19 protein-coding genes are annotated in these 24,169 nt (G+C 57.8%); 16 read left to right on the top strand and 3 right to left on the bottom strand.

What is annotated here, in order from left to right; translation table 11 throughout:
• Positions 1-7: 7 nt before the first annotated feature.
• The 10 genes from EP166_RS04100 to EP166_RS04055 all read left to right on the top strand — a co-directional run bounded on the left by EP166_RS04100 (position 8) and on the right by EP166_RS04055 (position 12,458).
• Positions 8-1,960, top strand: coding sequence for a heme lyase CcmF/NrfE family subunit (locus EP166_RS04100; protein ID WP_127555514.1), 1,953 nt, complete (start codon positions 8-10; stop codon positions 1,958-1,960).
• Positions 1,957-2,490: a DsbE family thiol:disulfide interchange protein gene (locus EP166_RS04095; RefSeq protein WP_127555513.1), complete on the top strand. Its 534-nt coding sequence runs from the start codon at positions 1,957-1,959 to the stop codon at positions 2,488-2,490. The genes EP166_RS04100 and EP166_RS04095 overlap by 4 nt, the downstream gene beginning before the upstream one ends.
• On the top strand, positions 2,477-2,938 hold the full coding sequence (locus EP166_RS04090) for a cytochrome c-type biogenesis protein (RefSeq protein WP_127555512.1): 462 nt from the start codon (positions 2,477-2,479) through the stop codon (positions 2,936-2,938). The genes EP166_RS04095 and EP166_RS04090 overlap by 14 nt, the downstream gene beginning before the upstream one ends.
• A 5-nt stretch (positions 2,939-2,943) precedes the next feature.
• Positions 2,944-4,158 carry a c-type cytochrome biogenesis protein CcmI gene (gene ccmI, locus EP166_RS04085; protein ID WP_127555511.1) on the top strand — a complete coding sequence of 405 codons (1,215 nt, stop codon included), beginning with the start codon at positions 2,944-2,946 and terminating at the stop codon, positions 4,156-4,158.
• A gap of 197 nt (positions 4,159-4,355) precedes the next feature.
• A complete protein-coding gene (gene smc, locus EP166_RS04080; RefSeq protein WP_127555510.1) occupies positions 4,356-7,859 on the top strand; it encodes a chromosome segregation protein SMC in 3,504 nt (1,167 codons plus the stop codon).
• 13 nt (positions 7,860-7,872) lie between these two features.
• Entirely contained in the window at positions 7,873-9,051 is a 1,179-nt protein-coding gene (gene zipA, locus EP166_RS04075; RefSeq protein WP_164743804.1) for a cell division protein ZipA, read from the top strand.
• 13 nt (positions 9,052-9,064) lie between these two features.
• A complete protein-coding gene (gene ligA / locus EP166_RS04070) occupies positions 9,065-11,104 on the top strand; it encodes an NAD-dependent DNA ligase LigA (protein WP_127555508.1) in 2,040 nt (679 codons plus the stop codon).
• Between the two features lie 51 nt (positions 11,105-11,155).
• A complete protein-coding gene (locus EP166_RS04065; protein ID WP_127555507.1) occupies positions 11,156-11,593 on the top strand; it encodes a hypothetical protein in 438 nt (145 codons plus the stop codon).
• On the top strand, positions 11,590-11,886 hold the full coding sequence (locus tag EP166_RS04060) for a YheU family protein (protein ID WP_127555506.1): 297 nt from the start codon (positions 11,590-11,592) through the stop codon (positions 11,884-11,886). Before EP166_RS04065 ends, EP166_RS04060 begins: the two co-directional genes overlap by 4 nt.
• Before the next feature lie 92 nt (positions 11,887-11,978).
• Positions 11,979-12,458 carry a DUF2489 domain-containing protein gene (locus EP166_RS04055; RefSeq protein ID WP_127555505.1) on the top strand — a complete coding sequence of 160 codons (480 nt, stop codon included), beginning with the start codon at positions 11,979-11,981 and terminating at the stop codon, positions 12,456-12,458.
• A 456-nt stretch (positions 12,459-12,914) separates the two neighbouring features.
• On the opposite strand, the gene EP166_RS04050 is transcribed toward EP166_RS04055, so the two are convergent.
• Positions 12,915-13,391 (bottom strand): DUF11 domain-containing protein, encoded by a 477-nt coding sequence (locus EP166_RS04050; RefSeq protein WP_127555504.1) that lies wholly within the window; start codon positions 13,389-13,391, stop codon positions 12,915-12,917.
• 335 nt (positions 13,392-13,726) lie between these two features.
• Complete coding sequence (locus EP166_RS04045) at positions 13,727-14,614, bottom strand: recombination-associated protein RdgC (protein WP_164743803.1); 888 nt, start codon at positions 14,612-14,614, stop codon at positions 13,727-13,729.
• 137 nt (positions 14,615-14,751) lie between these two features.
• On the opposite strand from EP166_RS04045, the gene EP166_RS04040 reads away from it, so the two are divergent.
• The gene (locus EP166_RS04040) at positions 14,752-15,360 is read left to right on the top strand and encodes a rhomboid family intramembrane serine protease (RefSeq protein ID WP_127555502.1); all 609 of its coding nucleotides are present in this window, start codon (positions 14,752-14,754) and stop codon (positions 15,358-15,360) included.
• Here EP166_RS04040 and EP166_RS04035 read toward each other — a convergent pair.
• Positions 15,322-16,203, bottom strand: a complete 882-nt coding sequence (locus EP166_RS04035; protein ID WP_127555501.1) for a LysR family transcriptional regulator — start codon at positions 16,201-16,203, stop codon at positions 15,322-15,324. The two genes, EP166_RS04040 and EP166_RS04035, sit on opposite strands and share 39 nt — an antisense overlap.
• Before the next feature lie 359 nt (positions 16,204-16,562).
• Between EP166_RS04035 and leuC the strand changes: the two genes are divergently transcribed.
• The 5 genes from leuC to EP166_RS04010 all read left to right on the top strand — a co-directional run bounded on the left by leuC (position 16,563) and on the right by EP166_RS04010 (position 24,100).
• On the top strand, positions 16,563-17,996 hold the full coding sequence (gene leuC, locus EP166_RS04030; RefSeq protein WP_127555500.1) for a 3-isopropylmalate dehydratase large subunit: 1,434 nt from the start codon (positions 16,563-16,565) through the stop codon (positions 17,994-17,996).
• Positions 17,993-18,640: a 3-isopropylmalate dehydratase small subunit gene (gene leuD / locus EP166_RS04025; RefSeq protein ID WP_127555499.1), complete on the top strand. Its 648-nt coding sequence runs from the start codon at positions 17,993-17,995 to the stop codon at positions 18,638-18,640. The genes leuC and leuD overlap by 4 nt, the downstream gene beginning before the upstream one ends.
• Before the next feature lie 9 nt (positions 18,641-18,649).
• The gene (leuB, locus tag EP166_RS04020; RefSeq protein WP_127555498.1) at positions 18,650-19,741 is read left to right on the top strand and encodes a 3-isopropylmalate dehydrogenase; all 1,092 of its coding nucleotides are present in this window, start codon (positions 18,650-18,652) and stop codon (positions 19,739-19,741) included.
• A 128-nt stretch (positions 19,742-19,869) separates the two neighbouring features.
• Entirely contained in the window at positions 19,870-20,982 is a 1,113-nt protein-coding gene (gene asd / locus EP166_RS04015; protein ID WP_127555497.1) for an aspartate-semialdehyde dehydrogenase, read from the top strand.
• Between the two features lie 370 nt (positions 20,983-21,352).
• Positions 21,353-24,100, top strand: a complete 2,748-nt coding sequence (locus EP166_RS04010) for a FimV/HubP family polar landmark protein (protein ID WP_127555496.1) — start codon at positions 21,353-21,355, stop codon at positions 24,098-24,100.
• Positions 24,101-24,169 lie beyond the last annotated feature (69 nt).

Below are 24,169 nucleotides of genomic sequence, written 5' to 3'. Positions count from 1 at the left end.
GAGTTTTATGTTACCGGAATTTGGACAGTTTGCCCTGATCCTCGCGTTTCTGATGGCCATCGGTCTGGCCACTATGCCGCTGTATGGTGTGATCGCCGGTCATCCGGGTTTTCAGCGTACCGCGCCCGCCTGGACCTGGGGGCTTTTCGTCTTTCTGAGTATTGGGTTTGGCTTATTGGTCGCCAGCTTTGTTAACGACGACTTCTCCGTACGCATCGTTACGGAAAATTCAAATACCCGACTGCCCTGGTTTTACAAGATATCCGCCACCTGGGGCAACCATGAAGGCTCCATGTTGTTGTGGATTCTCATGCTGGCCGGCTGGGCCGTCGCTGTCAGTCTGTTTGCCCGCAGTTTGTCGCTCGAACTGAAGAGCGCTGTGTTGGGCGTTATGGGTATTATTGCCGTCGCCTTTCTGCTGTTTTTACTGGAAACCTCCAACCCCTTCGATCGCCTGTTGCCGATTCCACCGGGCGACGGTGCCGACCTGAACCCTTTGTTGCAGGATATCGGGCTGATTTTGCACCCGCCGACACTCTACATGGGCTATGTGGGTTTCTCGGTGGCCTTCGCCTTTGCCATTGCCGCTCTGATTACCGGTCGGTTTGATGCCAGCTGGGTACGCTGGTCGCGCCCCTGGACCAATGTGGCCTGGGCCTTTTTAACGATAGGTATTGCGCTTGGCAGTTGGTGGGCCTATTACGAACTTGGCTGGGGCGGCTGGTGGTTCTGGGACCCGGTGGAAAACGCCTCCTTCATGCCCTGGCTGGTCGGTACAGCGCTGATTCACTCCCAGGCGGTGACGGAAAAGCGTAACCTGTTTAAATCCTGGACGCTGCTGCTGGCGATCATGGCGTTCTCGTTTAGCCTGCTGGGTACCTTTTTGGTACGCAGTGGCGTGCTTACCAGTGTGCATTCGTTTGCCACTGACCCTGAGCGCGGTGTCTTTATTCTGGCGATTTTGCTGGTGACGGTTGGCGGTTCTCTGCTGCTTTATGCATTGCGCGCTTCGCAAATACGCGTAGCCGGGGAATACCAGTTGTTGTCGCGGGAAACGTTCTTGCAATTCAACAACATCATTCTGGTGGTCATCACCTTCATGGTTCTGCTGGGTACCCTGTTCCCGCTGGTATTCGATGCGCTTAACCTGCGCAAGATTTCGGTTGGTGCCCCTTATTTTAACGCCATGTTCAATTTCTTTATGGTGTTTCTGCTCTCGCTGGTTGCTGTAGGGCAACTGCTGCGCTGGAAGCGACACCCGGCAGACAACCTGACCACCTTGCTGAAAGTTGGCATTCCGGTTGCCATTGTGGCGGGCCTGGTATTGCCGTTGTTGATTTCCGGCCGCTTTCACTGGCAGGTTTGGCTGGGACTGGCACTGGCATTCTGGTTGCTGGCCGGTCTGGTGCGCTTGCTGCTCGATCGTACGCGCAATGCCAGTAACCCCTGGCGGGCACTGGCGCGCGCCGGCGGCGGCTTCTGGGGAATGTGGCTGGCGCACCTGGGTCTGGTGTTTTCAGTTATTGGGGTGGTGCTGGTCTCCAATTATGAGGTGACCCGCGATTATCGGATGGGGCCTGAAGATCGGGTTACCATGGGAAACTATCAGTTCCAGTTTGAGGGAACCCGAGCGGTTGGTGCATCGAATTTCCGGGGTGACGAAGGCATTCTGAATGTCTTCCGCAATGATCGGCAAGTGGCAACACTGACCCCGGAGAAGCGGTTCTATACGGTACAGTCCAGTACCATGACGGAAGCGGGTATCGATGCCGGTCTGTTCCGGGATTTGTATGCTTCCCTGGCCGAGCCATTGGACGACAGCCGTCAGGTCTGGTCGCTACGGTTGCAGGTGAAACCCTTTGTCCGCTGGATCTGGCTCGGGGCCATCTTCATGGCGCTCGGTGGTGTAGTCGCGGTGCTGGACCGGCGTTACCGCAGGAAATCGGGGGTGACGTTATGAGCAAACGACTGGTTTTTTTTATGCCGCTGGTGGCCATTGCCGCCATGATGGCGTTGTTCGCCTTTGCCCTGTTGACCGGGGTCAACCCACAGGAAATGGATTCAGCGCTGGAAGGGCGTGAAATGCCCGCCTTTCGACTGACCGATGTGAACGACAGTCAGCGTACCTTGACCGAAGAGAGCCTTGACGGCGAACCTTACCTGATGAATTTCTGGGCAACCTGGTGTCCCTCATGCAAGTTTGAGCACCCCTATCTGAACAGTTTGGCCAGTGAAGGGGTGCGCATCATCGGTGTCAATTACAAGGATGACCGGGAGCTGGCGGTTACCTGGCTGCGTGATTACGCGAACCCCTACGATATAGACGTGTTCGACCCTAATGGCGACCTGGGCTTTGAATTGGGTGTCACCGGCGCACCGGAAACCTTTTTTGTGGATTCATCCGGCATTATTCGCCACCGGTTTCAGGGGCCCATTGATTCTGCCCTGTGGGAAAACAAGCTAAAGGCGGTTTACGATGCGATGGAGTAACCGACTGATCGCGGCAGGTTTGCTGTTTATTTCGCTGTTTGCCGTGGCCGAGCAGGAAACCCTGATATTCGACAACGACACCTTGCGGGAGCGATATCTCGATCTCACTCAGCAATTGCGGTGTCCCAAATGTGAAAACCAGAACATCGCCGGTTCCAACTCTCCCATAGCGGAAGACATGCGGAACAAGACTTACGAGTTGTTGCATCTGGGTTACAGCGACGATCAGGTGGTCAGTTACATGATCGACCGTTACACCGAATTCGTGATCTACCAGCCTCGTCTGAACTGGGGCACCGTCTGGCTCTGGCTGGGCCCGGTGATGGCCCTGTTGCTCGGTGGCCTGATGGTGGCCTGGCTGGCGCGTCGCTCGGGAGCCGAGCCGCCCGACGAACTCAGTGACGATGACCGATCGCGTCTACAGACCCTGCTGGATAAGGATTCTTAACCCCTATGGCCATTCTTGTATTTGGCGCACTTTTGCTGGTAGCACTGATGTTCGTGGCGACGTTGGCGCGACGGCGCGGCAACGCCAACGAACAAGACTCGGTTGCCGAGTCGATCCGCATTCACAAGGACCGGTTACTGGCCCTTGACGAAGAGCATCAGCGCGGGGATCTGGAAGACACCGACTATCAACAGTTCAGGGCGGAGACCGAACGGGCCTTGCTGGAAGATACCCGCAAGGCCAGCGATACGGACCCCGGCCGGGCCGTGCCCCTGGTTGTGGTGGTTGGTGTTGGTGTTGTCATGTCGGCCTCGGCCTGGTGGCTCTATGGTGTGTGGGGCGCAGCCGATGCGGTAGAGGTTCGCCAAAACTTCATCGATCTGGCAACGGCCCCGAACCCGACAGAAGCCCAGCTCATGGAAACGCTGGACGGCTATGAAGCCCTACTGCAGGAGCATCCGGACGACATGGAAGGCTGGTTTCGGCTGGCCAACATGCAAATGGAGCTGGGACAGTTCAGCCGGGCGCAGCCTACCCTGGAGCGGGTGTTGACGCTGTTGCGTGAAGGCCCCCGCAACGCTGAAGACGAGTCAATGATTCTGGCCTACCTTGGCCAGACGCTCTGGGCTCAGGAGCAAGCCGAACCGGCGCTTGAGCGGTTTCAGGAAGCGCTCGAATACAACGCTCAAAATACGTTGGCGCTAGGCTTTGCCGGGCGGCTAACGTTTGAGTTGGCGTCTTACCGGTCGTCCATTGATTACTGGACCCGGCTGAAGCGCCTGGCCGGCGAAGACGCAGACACCCAATTGATCGATGAATTCATCAGCCGGTCCGAAGCGGCTCTGGCTGAGCAGGGAGTCGACTATGAAGCCGATGTCGGCCCCAGCATCGATGTAAGACTGGCGTTGCCGACGGCCTGGGAAGGGTTGCCGGAAACGGCCGTGCTGTTTGTGTATGCGCGACCGACTGATGCGCGCATGCCCCTGGCCGTTAGACGCGTGCCGGTTGCTTCCCGTCAGATGAGAGTTGTACTGACCGATGCTGACGCCATGGGTGGTATGGGTGGTCTCAGTGGGCAGAGCGAGGTAGTCATAACAGCCCGAGTGTCCTTTGAGGGGGTTGCAGAACCCGCTCCTGGTGACTGGGTGGCCGAGGACGTGACACTCGACCTCAGCGAACAGAACAGCTTCCAGGTCGACCTGGAGGTGCGCCAACCCTGATGGCGGGTCTGTTGTCTGGATGCGGGTTGACCGGAGTCACATTTTTGCGGGAAATCTAAGTCCTTGATCTGGCACTAAAAATCGACGCCGGGAGACGGTTTCAACCGGCCGCGATTGACGCTAGAATCGAACGCATTGATTCGATCGTGGGGCCTGGCATGATGCCGGGCCCGCCAGCCCTGGACTGACATCGCCCTATGCGATTGAAAAGCATTAAAATGGCCGGGTTCAAATCCTTTGTCGACCCGACCACCATCCCGTTCCCGACCAATTTGTCGGCCATCGTTGGCCCGAACGGCTGTGGTAAATCCAACACCATCGATGCGGTACGCTGGGTAATGGGCGAGTCATCCGCCAAGCACCTGCGTGGCGAGTCGATGACCGATGTGATCTTCAACGGCAGTAACGCCCGCAAGCCGGTTGGCCAGTGCTCGGTCGAACTGGTGTTTGATAATTCCGATCACTCCCTGAAAGGCGAATATGCCGCCTTCAACGAAATTGCGATTCGCCGCCGGGTCACGCGAGATGGCCAGTCAACCTATTTTCTGAACGGTACCAAATGCCGCCGCAAAGACGTCACCGACCTGTTTCTGGGTACCGGTCTGGGCGCGCGCAGCTATGCAATTATCGAACAGGGCATGATTTCCCGGCTGATCGAAGCCAAACCGGAAGACCTGCGCAACACCATTGAAGAAGCGGCTGGCATTTCCCGTTACAAGGAGCGTCGCCGAGAAACCGAAAACCGGATGCGTCGCACCCGCGAAAACCTGGAACGCCTGACCGACATCCGCGAAGAGTTGGAGCGCCAGCTGCAGCATCTGCACCGCCAGGCGCAGTCCGCCGAGAAGTACAAGGAATTTAAACAGGAAGAACGCACCACCCGGGCGCAATTGTCCGCCTTGCGCTGGCAGGGGCTCGACCGCGAAGTGGCCGAGCAGGACATGCGCATCGCCGAGTTCGAAACCCGCTACGAAAGCTTCGTGACCGAGCAACGCCGCATCGATGCGGACATTGAGGCCTTACGCGAAGCGCATCACACCGCCACTGAAGCCTTCAATGACGTTCAGGCGCAGTACTACCAACTCGGCAACGAAATCGCACGCTTTGAACAGACCATGCAGCACCGTCAGGAGCAGAGCCACCAGTTGGTTCAGGATATTCAGGACGCGGAGCGCACACTGCAGGAAGCCACCCAGGCCAGCCAGTCCGACAGCGACCGGGTGGAAGAGGCCCGTGAAACACTGGAAATGCTGGCCCCCGAGCTGGAGGCCGCCGAAGAACAGGTGATGCTGGCCGCCGATGAACTGGCCGATCTGGAACAGCGCCAGCAAGACTGGCAAAGCCGCTGGGACCAGTTCAACCAGAATGCCCAGGGCCCGAAACGTCAGGCCGAGGTCGCTCAGTCGCGCATTCAGCACCTGGAGCGAGTGATCGAGCAGTTGCACCGCCGACAGGAAACCCTCTACCGTGAGCGGGATCAACTGGCGGCTGATCCGGACGCCGAGAACCTCGAAGCCCTGATCGACCAGACCGATGAACTGGAGATGCGCGCCGAGCAATTCCAGACGCGCATGGACGAACTGGCCGAACAGCAACAGCGCAGCCGCGAGCAGGCCGAAGCCAAGCGGCGTGAACACGACAGCGTGCGCCAGCAATTGCAGCAGAAACAGGGCCGTCAGGCGACCTTGCAGGCACTGATCAAGGCTGCCATGGGCGATGAAGCCCAGGGTGTGCGCGATTGGCTGGCGAGTCATCAGTTGCGCGAAGCGCGGCGTCTGGCGCAGGAATTGAGCGTCGAGCCCGGGTGGGAAGCGGCGGTCGAGGCCGTATTGGGCGATCGCTTACAGGCCATTGCCATTGACTCGCTCGATTCTGTGAGCGGCGCCATCAGTCGGTTTCAGGACGGTACTCTGACGCTGCTGTCTACCGAGCGCACCCGTGATGTGGGCGATACCAGTCAGTCGTTGCTGCGCAAGGTGCAGTGTGATCGTGATCTTTCGCCCTGGCTTGCCTCGGTTTACACCGCCACCAGCCTCGACGAGGCACTGGCGCGCCGGGAAAGCCTGGCCCCGCACGAAAGCCTGATTACTCCGGATGGCGTCTGGATCAGCCATAACTGGTTGCGTATCCGGCGCGGGGAGGGCGGTTCCGACGGCCTGCTCAGCCAACAGCAGGAACTGGAAACCCTGGTCGATGAACTCGACGAACTCGAAGCGGTTGAGGAAGACCTCGAGGTCAGCCTGAACATGGCGCTGATGCAGCAGAAGGCCATTGAGGAAGAGCGTGAGCAGGTGCAGCGCGACAACCAGCAGTTGTCGCGTCAGTTGGCCGAAGCCAAATCGGAACTCAGTGGCCGCCGGGTACAGGCCGAGCAGATGCGCGAGCGCCGCGCCCGCCTGAACGAAGACATTCAGGAAGTCGAAACGCAAATGGCCGCCGAGCGCGAAACCCTGGCCATGGACCGCGAAGAACTGCAGCAGTCACTCGATTCCATGGAAGAAGATGTCGACGAGCGCGAAGCCCTGATGGCCGAGCGCGAAGAGCACCGCATTACCCTCGACGAAAAGCGCGATGCCGTCCGCCAGGCACGCGATGCCCAGCATCAACTGCAATTGAAACAACAGACGCTTCAGACCGAAGTGAACTCGTTGAACGGTGCCCTGGAGCGCGCTGCACAGCAAAAAGAACGCGCACAGGAGCGCCTGGAGCGTCTGAAATCCCAGATGGACGACCGCCTGGACCCATTGGACGACTTGCGCGAGACGCTCGAAATCAAACTCGAAGCGCGACTGGAACTGGAAGAATCGCTGCAGGAAAAGCGCACCGCCATGGAAAGCTCAGATGCCGAAATGCGCTCACTGGAGCAGCAGCGTGTGGTGGCTGACCAGCAAGCGATGTCAGTGCGCACCGAGCTTGAGCAACACAAAATGGCAGCCCAGACCCAGATTACCCGGCGTGCGACGCTGGCCGAACAATTGGCCGAGCAGCAGTTTGACCTGGATACCGTCATCGCCAATTTGCCAGAAAACGCCAACGAGGCGGAATGGGAGGCGGGCCTTGAGCGGCTGGCGGCGAAAATTCAGCGGCTGGGGCCGATCAATCTGGCGGCGATCGAAGAGTACCAGACGCAAAGTGAGCGTAAACGTTACCTCGATGAGCAGGATCAGGACTTGCAGCGAGCGCTGGAGACACTGGAGAATGCGATTCGTAAGATCGACCGCGAAACCCGCACCCGCTTTAAGGAAACCTTTGATCGGGTGAACCAGGGGTTGCAGGAGCTGTTTCCCAAGGTCTTCGGTGGTGGCCATGCTTATCTGGAGCTGACCGGCGATGACTTGCTCGATACCGGTGTGGCGATTATGGCCCGGCCGCCGGGCAAGCGGAACAGCACCATTCATTTGTTGTCCGGCGGCGAGAAGGCACTGACGGCCATCGCCCTGGTGTTCAGTATTTTCCGGCTGAATCCGGCGCCGTTCTGTATGCTGGATGAAGTGGACGCGCCGTTGGATGATGCCAACGTCGGACGTTATGCAAAATTGGTGGAGGCTATGGCCGAACACGTACAGTTTATCTACATCACCCACAACAAGATTGCGATGGAAATGGCGCACCAACTGATGGGTGTGACCATGAATGAGCCGGGCGTGTCGCGCCTGGTGTCTGTGAATGTTGAGGAGGCTGCCGAATTGGCAGCCATGTAACGGGGACCAGCGAATGGAATTGCGTGACGTACTGATCATACTGGGCATCGTGTTGATTGCCGTGATCGTCTGGGACGGGGTGCGCCGCATGAAACTGCGTAAGCCCAAGCCCCGCCGTCCGGTAACCGACCTGGGGCCCGACCCGGAAGAAGAAAAGAAAAAAGCGGAACTGGCGCGCGAGCTGCCAAACGGCGGTGCGCGCGTGCGCGACATGACCGAAGAGGAGCGCGAAGTCATTTCCTCCCGGCTGAATTTGCGCGAGCGGGTACCCATGTTGATGGATTCGGTCGATGCCGAACCAGAGGCCGAACGGGAAACACCAGCCCCTGCCGATGGCCGGGTAGAGCAGCAGGCCCTCGATTTTGACCGGGAGCCCGACCCGCAAGAACCGGTGGTTGAACCGAAAAAAACAGCGCCAACAGCGCAACACGGCTCAGGTTCGCAGCCGTCGATTTCCGCCAAAGACAACGACACAGAGCACTGGGATTCTGACTGGCATTTCAGCGCCGTGGATGAAGACGCCCAGGACGACGCAGAGACAGACACTGACGATCTGGCTCCGGCAAGAGAGCCCGATGCCGCCGATTCGCCCTCTTACGAAACGGACGACCTGGCCGCAGATGACGAGTCTGACGAGCTGGAAGCGTCTAAAGAAGCAGAAGAACCCGACCAGGCACAGTCAGAACCGGAACCGGACACAACCACCGACTCGCAAGCGGCAGACCAACCGCAGCGAGACGCTGAATACAAGGAAGACACGCGCCCGGTCGAGGAGCTGGTGATCATGCATGTGATGGCCCGCGACAAGGGCGAGATAGCGGGCGGTGACTTGCTGGAACTATTGCTGCGTGCTGGTTTGCGTTTCGGCCCGCTCGATATTTTTCACTACCGCAACCCTCAGGGCCAGATGGAATTCAGCCTGGCCAACTGCGTGCAACCGGGTACGCTGAATCCGGACGCGATGGACCAGATGACCACGCCCGGCGTGACCATTTTCATGCAGTTGCCGTTGCGTGCCGACATGATGACGTCTTTCGATCACATGTACGAAATGGCGGTGTATTTAAGCAAAAACCTGGATGCGGACCTGCTCGACGAAGAGCACAGTACCGTCACGCCGCAACGGGTCGAACATTACCGCGAACGGCTGCGCAACTTTGCCCGCTCGCAACTGATTCAGGCCCACGAATGATCAGACCAACGGCATGACCGAACCGAACACGACCCATCACAGCCGCACCGACCTCGACCAACTGGTAGAGCGCATTCGTCAGCTTGATTACGAGTACTACGTGCTTAACGAGTCGAGCATGCCGGATGCCGAATACGACCGGCTGATGCAGGCGCTGATCGCCATTGAACGCGAACACCCAGACTGGGTGCGGGAAGACTCCCCGACTCAGCGTGTCGGTGGCCAGCCCCAGGCCGGCTTTACTCAGGTGCAACACGAAGTGCCGATGTTGTCGCTCGACAATGCTTTCAGCGATGACGACATGGCAGCCTTTTACAAGCGGTTGCAAGACCGGATGAACACCACCGAGCCGCTGGAACTGGCCTGTGAACCCAAGCTCGATGGCATCGCCGTCAGCCTGTTGTATGAAAACGGCCGCCTGGTACGTGGCGCTACCCGCGGCGACGGCACCACGGGCGAAGACATCACCGCCAACGTCCGCACCATACGCAGCATTCCACTGAGCCTGCGTGGCGATGACTGGCCAGCCTTGCTGGAAGTGCGGGGCGAAATTTACTTGCCGCGCGATGGCTTCGAGCGCATGAACGCTCTGGCTCTGGAACAGGGCGAGAAGGTGTTCGTGAACCCGCGCAATGCCGCGTCGGGCAGTTTGCGCCAGCTCGACCCTCAGTTGACGGCCAAACGGCCGCTGGAAATGTGCTGCTATTCGGTCGGTCGCATCGAAGGCGGCCAGTTGCCCGTTACTCATTACGATACGTTGAATGCGTTGGCGGGCTGGGGGTTGAAGATCAACCCGGAAAGCCGCGTAGTGACTGGTCTTGAGGAAATGCTGGCTTACTATCAGCAATTGCTCGACCGTCGTGATCAGTTGCCGTATGAAATCGACGGCATCGTCTACAAGATCAACAGCTTTCAGTTGCAGCAGCGTCTCGGCTTTGTTTCACGGGCGCCACGCTGGGCCATTGCCCGCAAGTTTCCCGCGCAGGAAGAACTGACCCGTTTGCTGGATGTGGAGTTTCAGGTCGGCCGCACTGGCGCGCTGACCCCGGTTGCCCGGCTTGAGCCCGTATTCGTCGGTGGCGTGACGGTCAGCAACGCCACACTGCACAACATGGACGAAGTCGAGCGCATTGGGGTCCATATTGGCGATACCGTTATCGTGCGCCGTGCCGGTGATGTGATTCCGCAGGTAGTGCGGGTTTTGGAAGACCAGCGCCCGGCGGATGCCCGGCCAGTCACCCTGCCAGAGGCCTGCCCGGTTTGTGGCTCCGCCGTAGAACGGGTAGACGGTGAAGCGGTGTCCCGCTGCACCGGCGGCATTCACTGTGATGCTCAGCGCCGCGAAGCGCTCAAGCATTTTGTGTCGCGCCGGGCGCTCGACATTGAAGGCCTGGGTGAGAAGCTGATCGACGCCTTGCTGGAAAAAGGGCTGCTGCACACCCCGGGTGATATCTTTGAACTGACCGCCGATCAACTGGTCGAACTCGATCGCATGGGCGAAAAATCCGCCAGTAATGTGATCGCGGCGATTGAGTCTGCCAAACAGACCACCTTGCCGAGGTTTCTGTATGCGCTGGGCATCCGGGAGGTCGGGGTGACCACGGCCGCTAACCTGGCTCAGCATTTTGGTGGCCTCGAAAAACTCTGGAATGCCACGGAAGAGGCGTTGCTTGAGGTCGATGATGTCGGCCCCAAAGTCGCGGCCCATGTGCGCCATTTCTTTGAAGAGCCCAACAATCGGCTGGAGATCGAGCGACTGGTCGGCCTGGGGATCGTCTGGCCCGACCCGGCGCCGGCATCCGGCTCAATGCCGCTGGCGGGGCAGACCTGGGTCGTCACCGGCAAACTCGAAGCCCTGAGCCGCGATGAAGCCAAGGATTATCTGCAGCGCCTGGGCGCCAAGGTGGCCGGCAGTGTGTCGGCAAAAACCACCCAACTGGTCGCCGGGCCAGGGGCGGGCAGCAAACTGAAAAAAGCCACCGACCTGGACGTGCCGGTGATGGATGAAACGCAATTTTTAGAGGTTTTAAGGGAGCACCAGTTATGGCAATAACGGCCGGCGTAACCGCCGATCTAAACCGATTGCCGCGGGAGGGTTGCTGAGATGGATCAGGAAACCCTGGTGTACGGCGTCATTCGCGATGTGCCGTCAAACGACACTCGCTTTCTGCTGAACAGCCGGCTGGTCAATTGCGACGCCATTCTCAGCCTGACCGATCTGGACAGCTTTCCCTACCTGACCACCAGCATGTTCTCGATACCGACCGAAGAACTGGAGCAGGGCACTTACCAGACTCAGGTCATCCACTTTGCGGCTTCCTATCAGGCGGTGGAGTACCACTGGGAAGCCTGGATCGCCAAGTTCGAACAACTGTTGAAGAAAATGTTCTGGGTCTCGGCCACGGTGCACCTTGAAACCGAGCTGTCTGGCAACCATACCTTTCAGTGGGACAGCCCCGGAGCCTACCACGCCCCGAGTGATGATTTGTCCGTACACTGCGAATGGGAGCATGAAGTGTCGTTTGGACGAGCCAGACCGTGATCATACCCGCCGAAGAGCTGGCGCCCGAAACGCTGGATGGTATTGTCCGGGAGTGGTTGATGCGCCAGGGCGAAGACTGGGGTCTGGTCGAGGGTGGTCTCGATGACGCCATTCCGCTGGCCCGGGCCCGTGTGTTGAAAGGCGATCTGGTGATTCTGTGGAGCGAGACCGAAGAGACGCTGAACATCCTGCCTCGCGATGAAGTCCGCCGCAGCGATCAGAAAGAGGCCTGGGAAGACCAGACTGGCCGCGGTTCTGATGAGTACGACAGGGATCAGTCGGGCGATGCCTGACAAAATCCGGAACTGACCTGTAACCGCCTCTCAGCCGTATTTACAGCAAGCCCTTCATTCATCATCACCCAATCGAATCAGAGGTCGTTCCGATGAACTCCTGGATACTCTACAGCCTGGCGCTCGTCGCCATCATCATCATTGCCGTACTGGCCACCATTGCCTGGCGTCTGCAGCGCCAGGTTCGACAGCAAGCCCAAGCGCGCGAGCAAGCCCAGGCCGCTTACGATCAGAAAACCGAAGAGCGCCGGGCGTTTGTGTTGCAAAGCCTGGAAATCATTTCGACCAACGTGCTTGAAGAAGACCTGAACCTGACCGAGGCGACCATTCGCTGCAAGATTCTGCTCGATTCACTGGAATTGCCAGAAGCCGAGCGTCAGTCGTATCAGGTGCTCGATCAGGTATTCGACCAGGTGCAGGGGTTCGATACCCACCAGGCTCGCAAAGACCTGACCCCGGCAGAGCGCCATCGCCAGGATCAGCAACGCGAAAAGATAGAATCGGAATTTGAAGCCGCACTGAAAGACTGCTTCACCCGCCTACAACAAATCAACCGGGCAACGGTTCAATAGCAGAATCGCGAAGGGCGGCATGAGTGCTTATGTGGGGGCGCCGTGAATACGTCCATGTAGGCTTAACTTCGGCTCCATGCCTCAGATACCCCCACATAAACACTCATGCCGCCCGTCGCTTAGCTCTAGCCAATTTGAGAATCATAAAGCCAAACCTAGGGAGCCTCTGAATAACTCCCCCGGGGCTCTGGCTTATCCGAGGGACGTTGCCACAAGGCGGACTTATGCAGGAATGTCTAGACCTTTCAAATGAGTCCAACGCGGTGGCAGCGTTCCTCGGAAAGTCGGAATGCCGCACCACCCGAAGGGCGCGGCTAAAACGTCCTGCCCCGGCGTTGCACTTCTTGACAAGGGCTACGGCCATTGCGCTGCGAAGTGCGTCGGAGTGCCGCCCACTTGGCCAGAACGTTTTAGCTCGCGCAGCGCCCTGGGGGAGTTGTTCAGAGGCTCCCTGGTCTATTCACCTGCCCTTGGCACCCTCAAACGATAGCTGAGCACAGCGCGTTCACCAGCAGGCAAGCTGTAGATTAGCCACTGAATATAGCCAATCTCATTGGCGGGCATCTCGACACCGGCCGGGAAGAATGTATTGCCATTACGTGACAGGCGAAACTCACCGTCGCGACCGTCCAGCTTGAACGAGCCTTCTATGAGCTGAGCACCACCGGTTGGTACGGTATTCACCAGCAACAAATCCGTGAGTGTCTGATTGCCAGTATTAACCGCCTCGACTTCCAGCTCCAGCAGATCGCCAGGGCGGGCTTCGGTGATTTCAGCACGATTAAAATTGGTGTCACCTTCTGCTTTGGTTAAGCGGTAGAAGGTTTCTTTTACCTCTATTTGGCTTTCCGCAAGGGCGCCGACACTGATCAGGCACAACAGGGTTACCAGCCAGAGGCGGGGGTGTTTAGTCCATTCGAGCGTCCACTTCATGAGTCCCTCCTGAGAATCTGCACGGTCAATCTTTAGGCATAGTATCCATATATGATTAACTTTACACCGATTGCGTCCGGCATAACGAGCTCTGGCGTCTTGAGTCAGAAATTCGCGCTGATTTAGCCAATGAGTAGCGAAGGACTGTTGGGTGCGTCTACTGGGGGCCGTTAGACCACATGGATGTGGTCTCCGAGTCTACATGGACGTATTTACGACGTGCCTCCAGTAGACGTACCCGACAGTCCGTTTTGCCACCGAAGTAGCAGAAAGCAATCTGCCGCATTACCCAGCGAATTCCTGACTCAAGACGCGAGAGCGAACCACTAGACGAATCAGATACCGGTGTCACGCCATTGCGGGGCTAGTTTGACCAGCCAGTCGGTCAGGGCGTCGGACATCAGCAACGCATCGGTGCGCGGGTCATCGGAGTCGGCGCTTTGCTCGATCAGGGTGTCGGTGAACTTCAGGCGCTTCAGCGTGAAGGTGTCGTCGATGACGGCCTGGCAGTTATCGTTCAGCACAATGCCCATCTGGCGGATACGCATGCCGCTGTCGAGGGAGTGGCCAATTTCCGGGGCTTCCAGATCGAGGTTGCGGTAGCGTGCCTTGATCGTCGGGTCCTCAGCCATGACCAGTTCGAGGTCTTCCAGCAGTTCGGTGCCTTCTGGCCGGCGTTCGGGCTGCTGGAACCACTCAGTCAGAATGGCGCTGCCCGCGACGGATTTGCCAACGGGAATGACCGGCAGCGAGCCAATGCTTTCGCGCAGGTGAGCGGTGAAGTCATCGGCATTTTTTTCGCTGGCCGCGTTGATCACCAGCCACTGGTGCTTCAGGTCGATCCAGGCGCTGGTACGGCGGGTTTTGTGAAACGCCCGGGGCAGCAGCTCGGCCCGCAACTGCTCTTTGAGAGCCTCTTTTTCCTTGCGGCCCGGGCGGCGGCCTTCGGCTTCTTCGACGGCGTCTATTTTTTCCGCCAGTTGTTCGTTCAATACACTGGCCGGCAGGATTTTTTCCTGAACCTGAGCGGTGATGAACAGGCGATCGCCGACTTTCTCGCACAGCATCTGGCTGTCCTTGAACGGGGCGACCCAGCCAAAGGCGCTTTCCTGAAGGGCCGTCAGGCCAGTGAAGGGCGTTTGAGCCAGTTTTTCGTTGAGTTGGTCTTCAGAACCAGACCAGGCGTCGGTGAAACGATACACACGTGCGTTTTTAAACCACATTAAGCCAGCTTCCCATCGGCAGTCGAAATCGAAAGGGGGGCAGTGTACTGGGTTCGCCCGGCCAGCAAAACCACTTTGCCGCATCCTGCCCAGGGTTTACCCTGAGGCTGTGATGAAGCACTAAACAGGAATCTTAAATGACCGTTTTACCCGGGCGCGGCTGGCCGCAGTCAGTCTCCTTGACGATCAGAATACTGCTGTCGATCTCCGGACTGTGCCTGCTGGGTTCTCTGGCCGGCGTGTCCGACTGGCTGGAGTATCATCGGTTTGCCGTTGCCAGCGGAGACCTGTGGCGCCCGCTGACGGCCTGGGTAGCCCAGCTAAACCCGTCTCATTGGTTGGTTAACCAGGGTGGCCTGGTGTTATTGGCGCTGTTGCTGCCTGGCCAGTGGCAGCGCCAGGATACGCTGGCCTTTGTATGGATCTGGTTGTTGTGTAGTCTCTGGCTGGCATTTGGGCCCTATAGTCAATACGCCGGGCTCTCCGGCCTACTTTATGGCTGGCTGATTTGGGGGCTATGGCGCAGCCCGCATTACAGCGGGCTGATTCGTTTGGTAGTAGCGCTGGTTCTGGTAACTAAAGTCGTCACTGAAAACCTGTCGGGGCCTTATGCAGGCGGGGCCAGCGGGGTGTCGGTTTTTATTCGCGGTGACATCGCCGTGCAATCGCATCTGTCGGGGCTGGTTGCCGGCTTGGTGGCCGTACTCTTAGCCTGGGGCCGGAGTGTTACGCGCAATCGCCATTAATGCTTCGGCCCCGCGGCTCAGAGTTCGCCCCTGATGCCAGATCACCCCCAGGTGGCGGGTTAGCTGTAACTGCTCCACTGGCAATACTCTTACGCTGTCATCGATCAAGCGCGGTGGCAGTAAGCTCCAGCCCAAGCCGCTGGCGACCAGAGCGCGAATGGTTTCCAGATAGTTTACCGCCAGGGTGCGCGACAGCGGCAGGTGGTGGCGCTGAAAAGTCTGTTCGATCAGCCGGTAGGTGGTGGTCTGGGCATCCGGCAAAATAGCCCTGAAATGCACCAGCTCGTTCAGGCGTATTTTGCCCTTGCGCTGGGTCAGGGGGTGATCGGGGCTGACAACAAACTCAAGTTTGTCTGTCCACAGGGTTTCTTTGCGCAACTCACGCGGCAGGGTGGTGGGAAGCGTAATAAAGGCCAGTTCCAGATCGCGCCGGGCAATAGCTTGCAGCGTCTGTTCGGATTCCAGAAACTGGACGTCCAGATGAGCATCCGGGAACTGATCGGTCAGTGATCGAAGCAGAGGCCCCAAATAGTGCAAGCCAATATGGTGACTGCTGGCAATGCTCAACTGCCCAACCTGATCACTGCCGGCCTGGCTAACGGCGAGGCGGGCGTCGCGAATGTCTTCCAGAATGCGACCGGCCCGATCAACCAGCAGACGACCACTTTCCGTCAGATAAACATCCCGGCCTATCCGGTCGAACAGTTGCACCCCAAGCGATTGCTCCAGATTGGCAACCCGCTTGGAAATAGCCGGTTGAGTCAGAAACAGGCGTTCGGCGGCCCGGCTGAACGAGCCGGTCTCGGCCACGGCCAGAAAGGCTTCCAGGCTGGTGTGATCCATATGTATTCCAGTTGGTTATGGAAAATATAAAAATAATAAATTTGTATTATTCATCAGTCTACATAGACTGTGCAGCACAGACAAATACCGTGACAAAAACCAAAAATCACCAGGCGTTGAGGCCTTTGGTTACACAAGTTTCGGGGTTAAGTTCACCTCGCTGGCATGGGTCCGCACCGGATACCGGGTATGCCTCTGTGGGGTCGGCGTAAATCCATCCATGGAGCCTAGGCCGCAGCATCCATGCTGCGGACTACCCCACAGAGACACACCCGGTACCCGGTGCTAGTCTTCTGAGCGAATTCCGAAACTGGAGTAAACGGAGGCGTCGAAGCTGGTACTCCGCAGGAGGGGACGGCATGGCCGGCAAGACCTTGTACGACAAATTATGGGATGCTCATAAAGTATCCGAGCGTGAAGATGGCACGGCGTTGATCTATATCGACCGCCATCTGCTGCATGAAGTGACCTCGCCGCAGGCATTTGAAGGCTTGCGGCTGGCGGGTCGCAAGCCCTGGCGGCTGGATACCAACCTGGCGACACCGGACCATAACGTCTCTACCGATCTGGCTGAACGCCAGGCAGGTGTCGCGGGTATTCGTGATGAGATCTCGCGTATTCAGGTGACCACGCTTGATGATAACTGCACCGCCTTTGGTGTTCGCGAGTTCAGCATGAACGACATCAATCAGGGCATTGTGCATGTGGTTGGGCCGGAGCAGGGCGCGACCTTGCCCGGCATGACCATCGTGTGTGGTGATTCGCATACTTCCACGCACGGGGCCATGGGGTCGCTGGCGTTTGGCATTGGCACCTCCGAAGTGGAGCACGTGCTGGCAACCCAGTGTCTGATTCAGCGCAAGATGAAGAACATGCGCATTCGGGTTGAAGGTGATCTGGCGCCTGGCATTACCGCCAAAGACGTTGTGTTGTACATCATCGGCCAGATTGGTACCGCCGGCGGTACCGGCTATGCGATCGAGTTTGCGGGCTCTGCGTTGCAGTCTCTTTCGATGGAAGGCCGGATGACGGTCTGTAACATGGCGATTGAGGCCGGCGCCCGTGCCGGCATGGTGGCGGTAGATGAAACCACCATCGAGTATTTCAAAGGCCGCCCCTTCGCGCCCAAAGGTGAGATGTGGGATCGCGCTGCCGACTACTGGCGCACCCTGGTCAGCGATGAAGACGCGACCTTTGATAAAGAAGTCGTGCTGCAGGCGGCCGATATCGAGCCTCAGGTCTCCTGGGGCACCTCGCCGGAAATGGTGGCGGGTGTGAGCGGCAAGGTACCGAACCCGAGCAATGTGGCCGATGAAGACAGCCGCAAAGGCGTTGTGCGTGCACTGGAGTACATGGGACTTCAGGCCGACCAGCCAATCGAATCGATCCGGCTCGACCGGGTGTTCATTGGTTCCTGCACCAATTCACGCATCGAAGATCTGCGGGCCGCTGCGGCCGTGGTGAAAGGTCACAGTGTTGCCAGCAGTGTCAAGCAGGCGATGGTTGTGCCTGGCTCCGGCCTGGTGAAACAACAGGCAGAAGCGGAAGGGTTGGATGCGATTTTCAGAGCGGCTGGTTTTCAGTGGCGTGAACCCGGCTGTTCGATGTGCCTGGCGATGAACGCCGACAAGCTGGGGCAGGGCGAGCATTGCGCCTCGACTTCAAACCGCAATTTTGAGGGCCGTCAGGGCTTTGGTGGTCGTACCCATCTGGTCAGCCCGGCCATGGCTGCTGCGGCTGCCATTAAAGGGCACTTTGTTGATATCCGCACCTGGCAGGAGGGCGCAGCATGAAACCATTTACAACGGTGACTGGCCTGGTAGCCCCCATGGACCGGAGCAATGTCGATACCGACATGATCATTCCCAAGCAATTTTTGAAGTCGATCAAGCGCAGCGGCTTTGGCCCCAATTTGTTCGATGAAGTGCGTTATCTGGATGAAGGTCAGCCGGGCATGGACAACAGCAAACGTCCGCTGAACCCCGATTTCGAGCTGAACAAGCCGCGCTATGCCGGTGCCCAGGTGTTGCTGGCCCGCAAAAACTTTGGCTGCGGTTCAAGCCGCGAGCATGCCCCATGGGCGCTTGAGGATTATGGGTTTCGAGCGATCATCGCGCCGAGTTTTGCCGATATCTTTTACAACAACTGCTTCAAGAACGGTCTGCTGCCCATCGTGCTTGCCGATGACATCGTCGACCGGTTGTTTGACGCGGTCGCCAGTACAGAAGGCTACAAGCTGACCATTGACCTTGAAAACCAGAAGGTGGTTACGCCAGAGGGCGATGCCTTTGACTTTGAGGTGAACGCGTTTCGCAAACACTGCTTGATCAACGGTCTCGATGACATCGGCCTGACGCTGCAGGATGCCGACGCTATTCGCGCCTATGAAACCCGCCGCGAGCAGGAAACCCCCTGGGTATTCGGACACATTCGTTAAGGAAACGACATGACAGCTAACAACAACGCTTCCATTCTTATTTTACCCGGCGATGGTATTGGGCCTGAAATTGTCACTCAGGCCGAACGGGTTCTGAACGCGGTGGCCGAGCGGGAAGGGCTGACGCTGACGCTCGATCATGCCCTGGTCGGTGGTGCTGCCATTGAGGCAACGGGTAAGCCGTTGCCGGAAGACACTCTGGCCAAGGCTCGGGCGGCCGATGCCATTCTGCTCGGTGCTGTGGGTGGCCCGCAATGGGATAGCCTTGATATGGCGGTCCGCCCAGAGAAAGGCTTGCTGGGGTTGCGCTCCGAACTGGCGCTGTTTGGTAATCTGCGCCCGGCTATCCTGTACCCGCAACTGGCCAGTGCTAGCTCGCTCAAGCCCGAAATCGTCTCCGGGCTCGATATTCTGATCGTGCGCGAACTGACCGGTGGCATCTATTTCGGACAGCCGCGTGGCGAGTTTGTCAATGATCGTGGCGAGCGTGAAGGCTTCAACACCTATCGCTACAACGAGACTGAAATCCGTCGCATCGGTCGGGTTGCCTTTGAAGCAGCGCGTAAGCGTGGCAAGCGCCTGTGCTCGGTTGATAAGGCCAATGTCCTTGAAGTTACGGTATTGTGGCGCAATATCATGAAGGAACTGTCAGCCGAATATCCGGATGTGGAGTTGTCGCATATGTACGTCGACAACGCCGCCATGCAGCTGGTACGGGCGCCGAAGCAGTTTGATGTGATGGTGACCGGCAACATGTTTGGCGATATTTTGTCCGATTGCGCCGCCATGCTGACCGGTTCCATTGGCATGCTACCGTCGGCTTCGCTCGACGCTGACGGCAAGGGCATGTACGAGCCGATTCACGGCAGCGCTCCGGATATCGCCGGCAAGGGCATCGCCAACCCGCTGGCAACAATACTGTCAGTGGCGATGATGTTGCGATACTCGCTCGGCCAGGCTGCGGCCGCCGATGCGATTGAGCGGGCGGTAAGTGATGTGCTCGACCAGGGGCTGCGCACAGCTGATATTGCGGCTACCGGTGAAGCGGCGGTCTCAACAGACGCCATGGGCGATGCCGTTGTCGCGGCACTGACAAAGTAATCGTCGCCCGATTCGGACGACCAATGGCCCGGATGAGCCGGGTCTCGCTGATGCTGCCGACAGGCGGCCAGCGCAAATACAGGTGACGTCGTTGCCGTGAGCAGGGCGTGAACACTGAGAGGAATAGAATGAAAGTCGGTTTTGTAGGTTGGCGTGGCATGGTGGGCTCGGTCCTGATGCAACGCATGCGCGAAGAAAACGATTTTGCAGGCATCGAGCCGGTATTTTTTACCACCAGCCAAGCCGGTCAGGCCGCGCCAGACGTTGGCCAGGGCCCGGCCGTGCTGGAAAAAGCGACGGATATTGAGGCGCTGGCGGCCTGTGATGTCATCATCACCTGCCAGGGGGGCGATTACACCTCGGAAGTCTATGAACCCTTGCGCAAGACAGGTTGGCAGGGCTATTGGCTGGATGCCGCCTCAACGCTGCGCATGGCGGATGAATCGGTCATCGTGCTCGACCCGGTTAACCGGGATGTGATTGACCGCGCCGTTGATGCCGGTACCAAAACCTTTGTCGGTGGTAACTGCACTGTCAGCCTGATGCTGATGGGTCTGGGCGGCCTGTTCCGTGAAAACCTGATCGAATGGGTGTCACCCATGACCTATCAGGCAGCCTCGGGTTCCGGTGCTCAGCACATGCGCGAGTTGCTGCAGCAAATGGGCTCGGTGCATAACATTTCTGAGCCGTTCCTGGCCGACCCGGCCTCGGCCATTCTGGAGCTGGACAAGACGGTTTCAGAATTCATCCGCAGCGATGAATACCCGCGCGATCACTTTGGCGTGCCCCTGGCAGGCAGCCTGATTCCCTGGATCGACTCGGCTTTGCCGTCTGGTCAGAGCAAGGAAGAGTGGAAAGCCCAGGTGGAAGCCAACAAGATTCTTGGCCGCAGCGATTCGCCGATACCGATCGATGGCCTCTGTGTGCGCGTGGGTGCCATGCGCTCACATAGCCAGGCAATGACGATCAAACTGCGCAAAGACGTACCACTGAACGACGTTGAGTCGATTCTGGCCAGTGCCAACGACTGGGTTAAGGTGATCCCGAACGAACGCGAAGCGACGATGCAGGAACTGACACCGGCCAAAGTCACCGGCACCATGTCAGTGCCCGTAGGGCGCCTTCGCAAACTGGCCATGGGCGATGATTATCTGGGTGCCTTTACTGTCGGTGACCAGCTGTTGTGGGGGGCTGCAGAGCCGATTCGCCGCATGCTGGCGATTTTGAACCACAAAATCTAGGCGCTGGACGGATGAGCGCGGCGAGCCGGGCAAAATAAGCAGTTCGCCGCGTTTTTCTTTTAATTTCAATTGCTTATTTATGACAAAGCGACGTGCCAGCGTCGCTTTTTTGCGTTTGGTCGCTAAAAAAGTGTGATCAAAGCGATAACAAAAAACCCCTTGTGTTGCGAAAAATCCTTTTATCAATAATACTTAGCGTAAGTTTTGAAAGTCCTTTCTAGTTTTCAAAGCCGTTAATTTGGGTGTGCAATAAAAATTGAGAACCAGTTCTCGAATTAAGGCGCCCTGACCATACAATAGCGAACTCCTTTTCAATATATTGGTGCCAAATGTGGTATTGATATCAGGGTTGAGGGAAGGGAAAAGGACGATGTTCAAAAAACAAGCGCTTGTATTTGCTATTTCTGCGCTGGCGTTTACAAATGTAGCGCATGCGCTTGGATTGGGTGATATTGAGCTCAATTCGAACTTGAATGAACCGCTCGATGCGGACATAGAACTTACGCAATTGCGTGGCCTGACTGCGGGTGAAATCATCCCGACCCTGGCCAGCAACGATGCCTTCGTGCGCGCTGGCATTGAGCGCAGTTTCTTTCTGTCCAACATTCAGTTTTCCCTCGAGGAGAACGAGGCGGGTGATCTGATCATCGCACTGGAGACCCGTCAGCCAGTTCGCGAGCCCTTTCTGAACTTTCTGGTTGAAGTGAACTGGCCCGGTGGGCGGTTGCTGAAAGAGTACACCTTGCTGCTCGACCCGCCTGTATTCGATACCGGGGTGGTTGGCGAGTCTCTGGTGATCGATCCGGCAGCCCGGCAGGAAGCTGCCCCGAGCCGCGAAATCAGCACGACCACAACCGTCTCTCAGAGCAGCCAGGAGACTGCACCGGTGCCGGCAGAGACCGAACCGCGTGAAGACAACCTAGCGGGTGACGAATACCGTGTACAGCGCAACGACACTCTGTGGGAAATTGCCATGCGGGTGCCGGGACGAGACGGTTACAACATGCAGCAGGTCATGCTGGCCTTGCAGGATGTTAACCCCGATGCCTTCCTGAACGACAACATCAATCGCCTGAAAGCCGGCAGCGTGCTGACGTTCCCGACGGCTGAGCAAATGGGCAGTCGCAGCGTTCAGGAAGCTATCCGGGAAGTTGAAAGCCAGAATCAGGGTCGGGCGGCTTCATCCAGGCCGACCACAGCTTCTGCGGAAGCAACCGAAGTTCAGCTGTCTGCGACAGAATCGACCAGTTCAGCGTTGCCTGAACAGGACGGCGAGCGCGACCCGGACGGTTACCTGGAAGTGTCGGCCGATGGCGAAGCCGGCACGAGCGCCGGTGGTGAATCGGTCGATCAGGGTGAGCTTGAACGGCTCGAGAATGAACTGGCCATTGCCGGTGAGTTGAACGATCAGTTTGAGCGTGAGCGTAATGAACTGCAGAGCCGGGTATCCGAGCTCGAAGAGCAGCTCGCTATCATGGAGCGGATGATCAATCTGCAAAGTGGTGATGCAGCGGCTTTTCAGGCAGAGCTTGCAGAGCAGGCAGATGAGGTGGCTGCGAATGAACAGGACGAGTCGGCAATGCCGCCTGCGGCAGTTGATGCAACAACCGACAGCCCGGATGACAGCACAGCATCGCCAGTTGAACAAGGTGACGCTACTGAACCCGCTCAAACAGAACCAGAGGCTGTAGCGGAACCCGAGCCTCAGCCGGAACCAGAACCGCAACCTGTTGTTCCACCTGCTCCCGAACCCGGTGTAATGGGGTTCCTCCAGCCGGCGATTAACTGGGTAACCTCCAGCGTTGCCAATATGGTGGCGGCAGCGGCGGGCCTGATGGTTATTCTGCTGTTGCCTTTCTACCTGCGCAGCCGGCGTAACAAGAACGAAGAAGAAAACCTGGTTGACCTCGACGATGCCGACACAGCCGATGTAGACCCGGGTTTCGACGAAAACTTCGACGATGACATGATCGACAGTTTCGATGCCGAAGACGATTTCGAAGACCTCGCTACTGACGATACTGACGCCACCAGTGATGCGGTCATGGAAGCTGAGATGTACATGGCCTATCAGAAATACGATCAGGCTGAAGAGAAGCTGAAGTCGGCCTTTGCCGAGCAGCCGAACCGAGCTGATATTGGCCTGAAGCTGCTTGAAGTTTATGCGGAAACCGGAAACAGTTCGGCGTTTTCCGAACTGGAGAGCAAGCTGAGCTTGTCGGCTGAGCAAAAAGCTCAGGCAGATGAGTTTCGTAATCGGATGCCACTGCTCGGTGCCAGCGAATCAATGGACTCAGAGTTGGACGATGACGATCTGGACTTTGGTAATTTCAGCGCGGACAGTGAAGATATGTCCTCCCTGGATGACAAGGCAGAATCCAGCGACTTTGAGTACTCTGCATCTGTTGACGACCGCCCGGCGCCAGAGCAGCCTTCCGATTCGAAACTGACACTCGATTCACCAGGCAGTGAAGCGAGCAGTGATCTGGATTTCAGCCTCGACCTCGACGATCTTGAGTTGCCGGAAGGCGACGACGATGAAGGCCTGGATTTCGACTTGCAAGAGCTGGGTCTGGACGACGAAGAGCCGGCAGCGGAGCAGCCAAAACCAGCATCTTCCGAGCTCGATTTTGATTTCGACGAGTCTGAGGGTGGCGAGTTGTCCTCTGATCTCGACTTCAGTCTGGATGAAACATCGCTCGAACCGGAACCGGAACTGCCGAAGCTGGACAGTGAAGATGACCTGGATTTCGACGCTGAGCTTGCATCACTGGACGACGCCGATGATGCGCTCGAGTCGGTTGAGCCAGACGAGCTGCCTACCGACGATAGCCTGAGTCTGGATAATGACGAGTCCGACGACCTGTCCGTAGATCTGGCGGAAGATACCGATCCGCTTCAGGACCTTGCAGACGCCTTGCCGGGTGAAGCTGAGCTTGATGATGATGAGTTCGATTTCCTGTCAGGCAACGACGAAGCCAGCACCAAGCTAGACTTGGCCCGGGCTTACATTGAAATGGACGACAAGGATGGCGCACGTGACATCCTGGAAGAAGTCGCTCATGAAGGCACCGATGAGCAAAAACGCATGGCCAAGGAATTGATGGATCAGCTCTAATCCTTAGTCTGGTCGGGTCTTTTAAACCGACCCGAATGCTGTAAACTGCGCCGCTCCCTGAGCGGCGTT

It is taken from the genome of Saccharospirillum alexandrii (assembly GCF_004000275.1).
In the GTDB taxonomy this organism is placed as follows: domain Bacteria; phylum Pseudomonadota; class Gammaproteobacteria; order Pseudomonadales; family Natronospirillaceae; genus Saccharospirillum; species Saccharospirillum alexandrii.
This window is presented reverse-complemented; position numbering and strand designations above follow the sequence as displayed.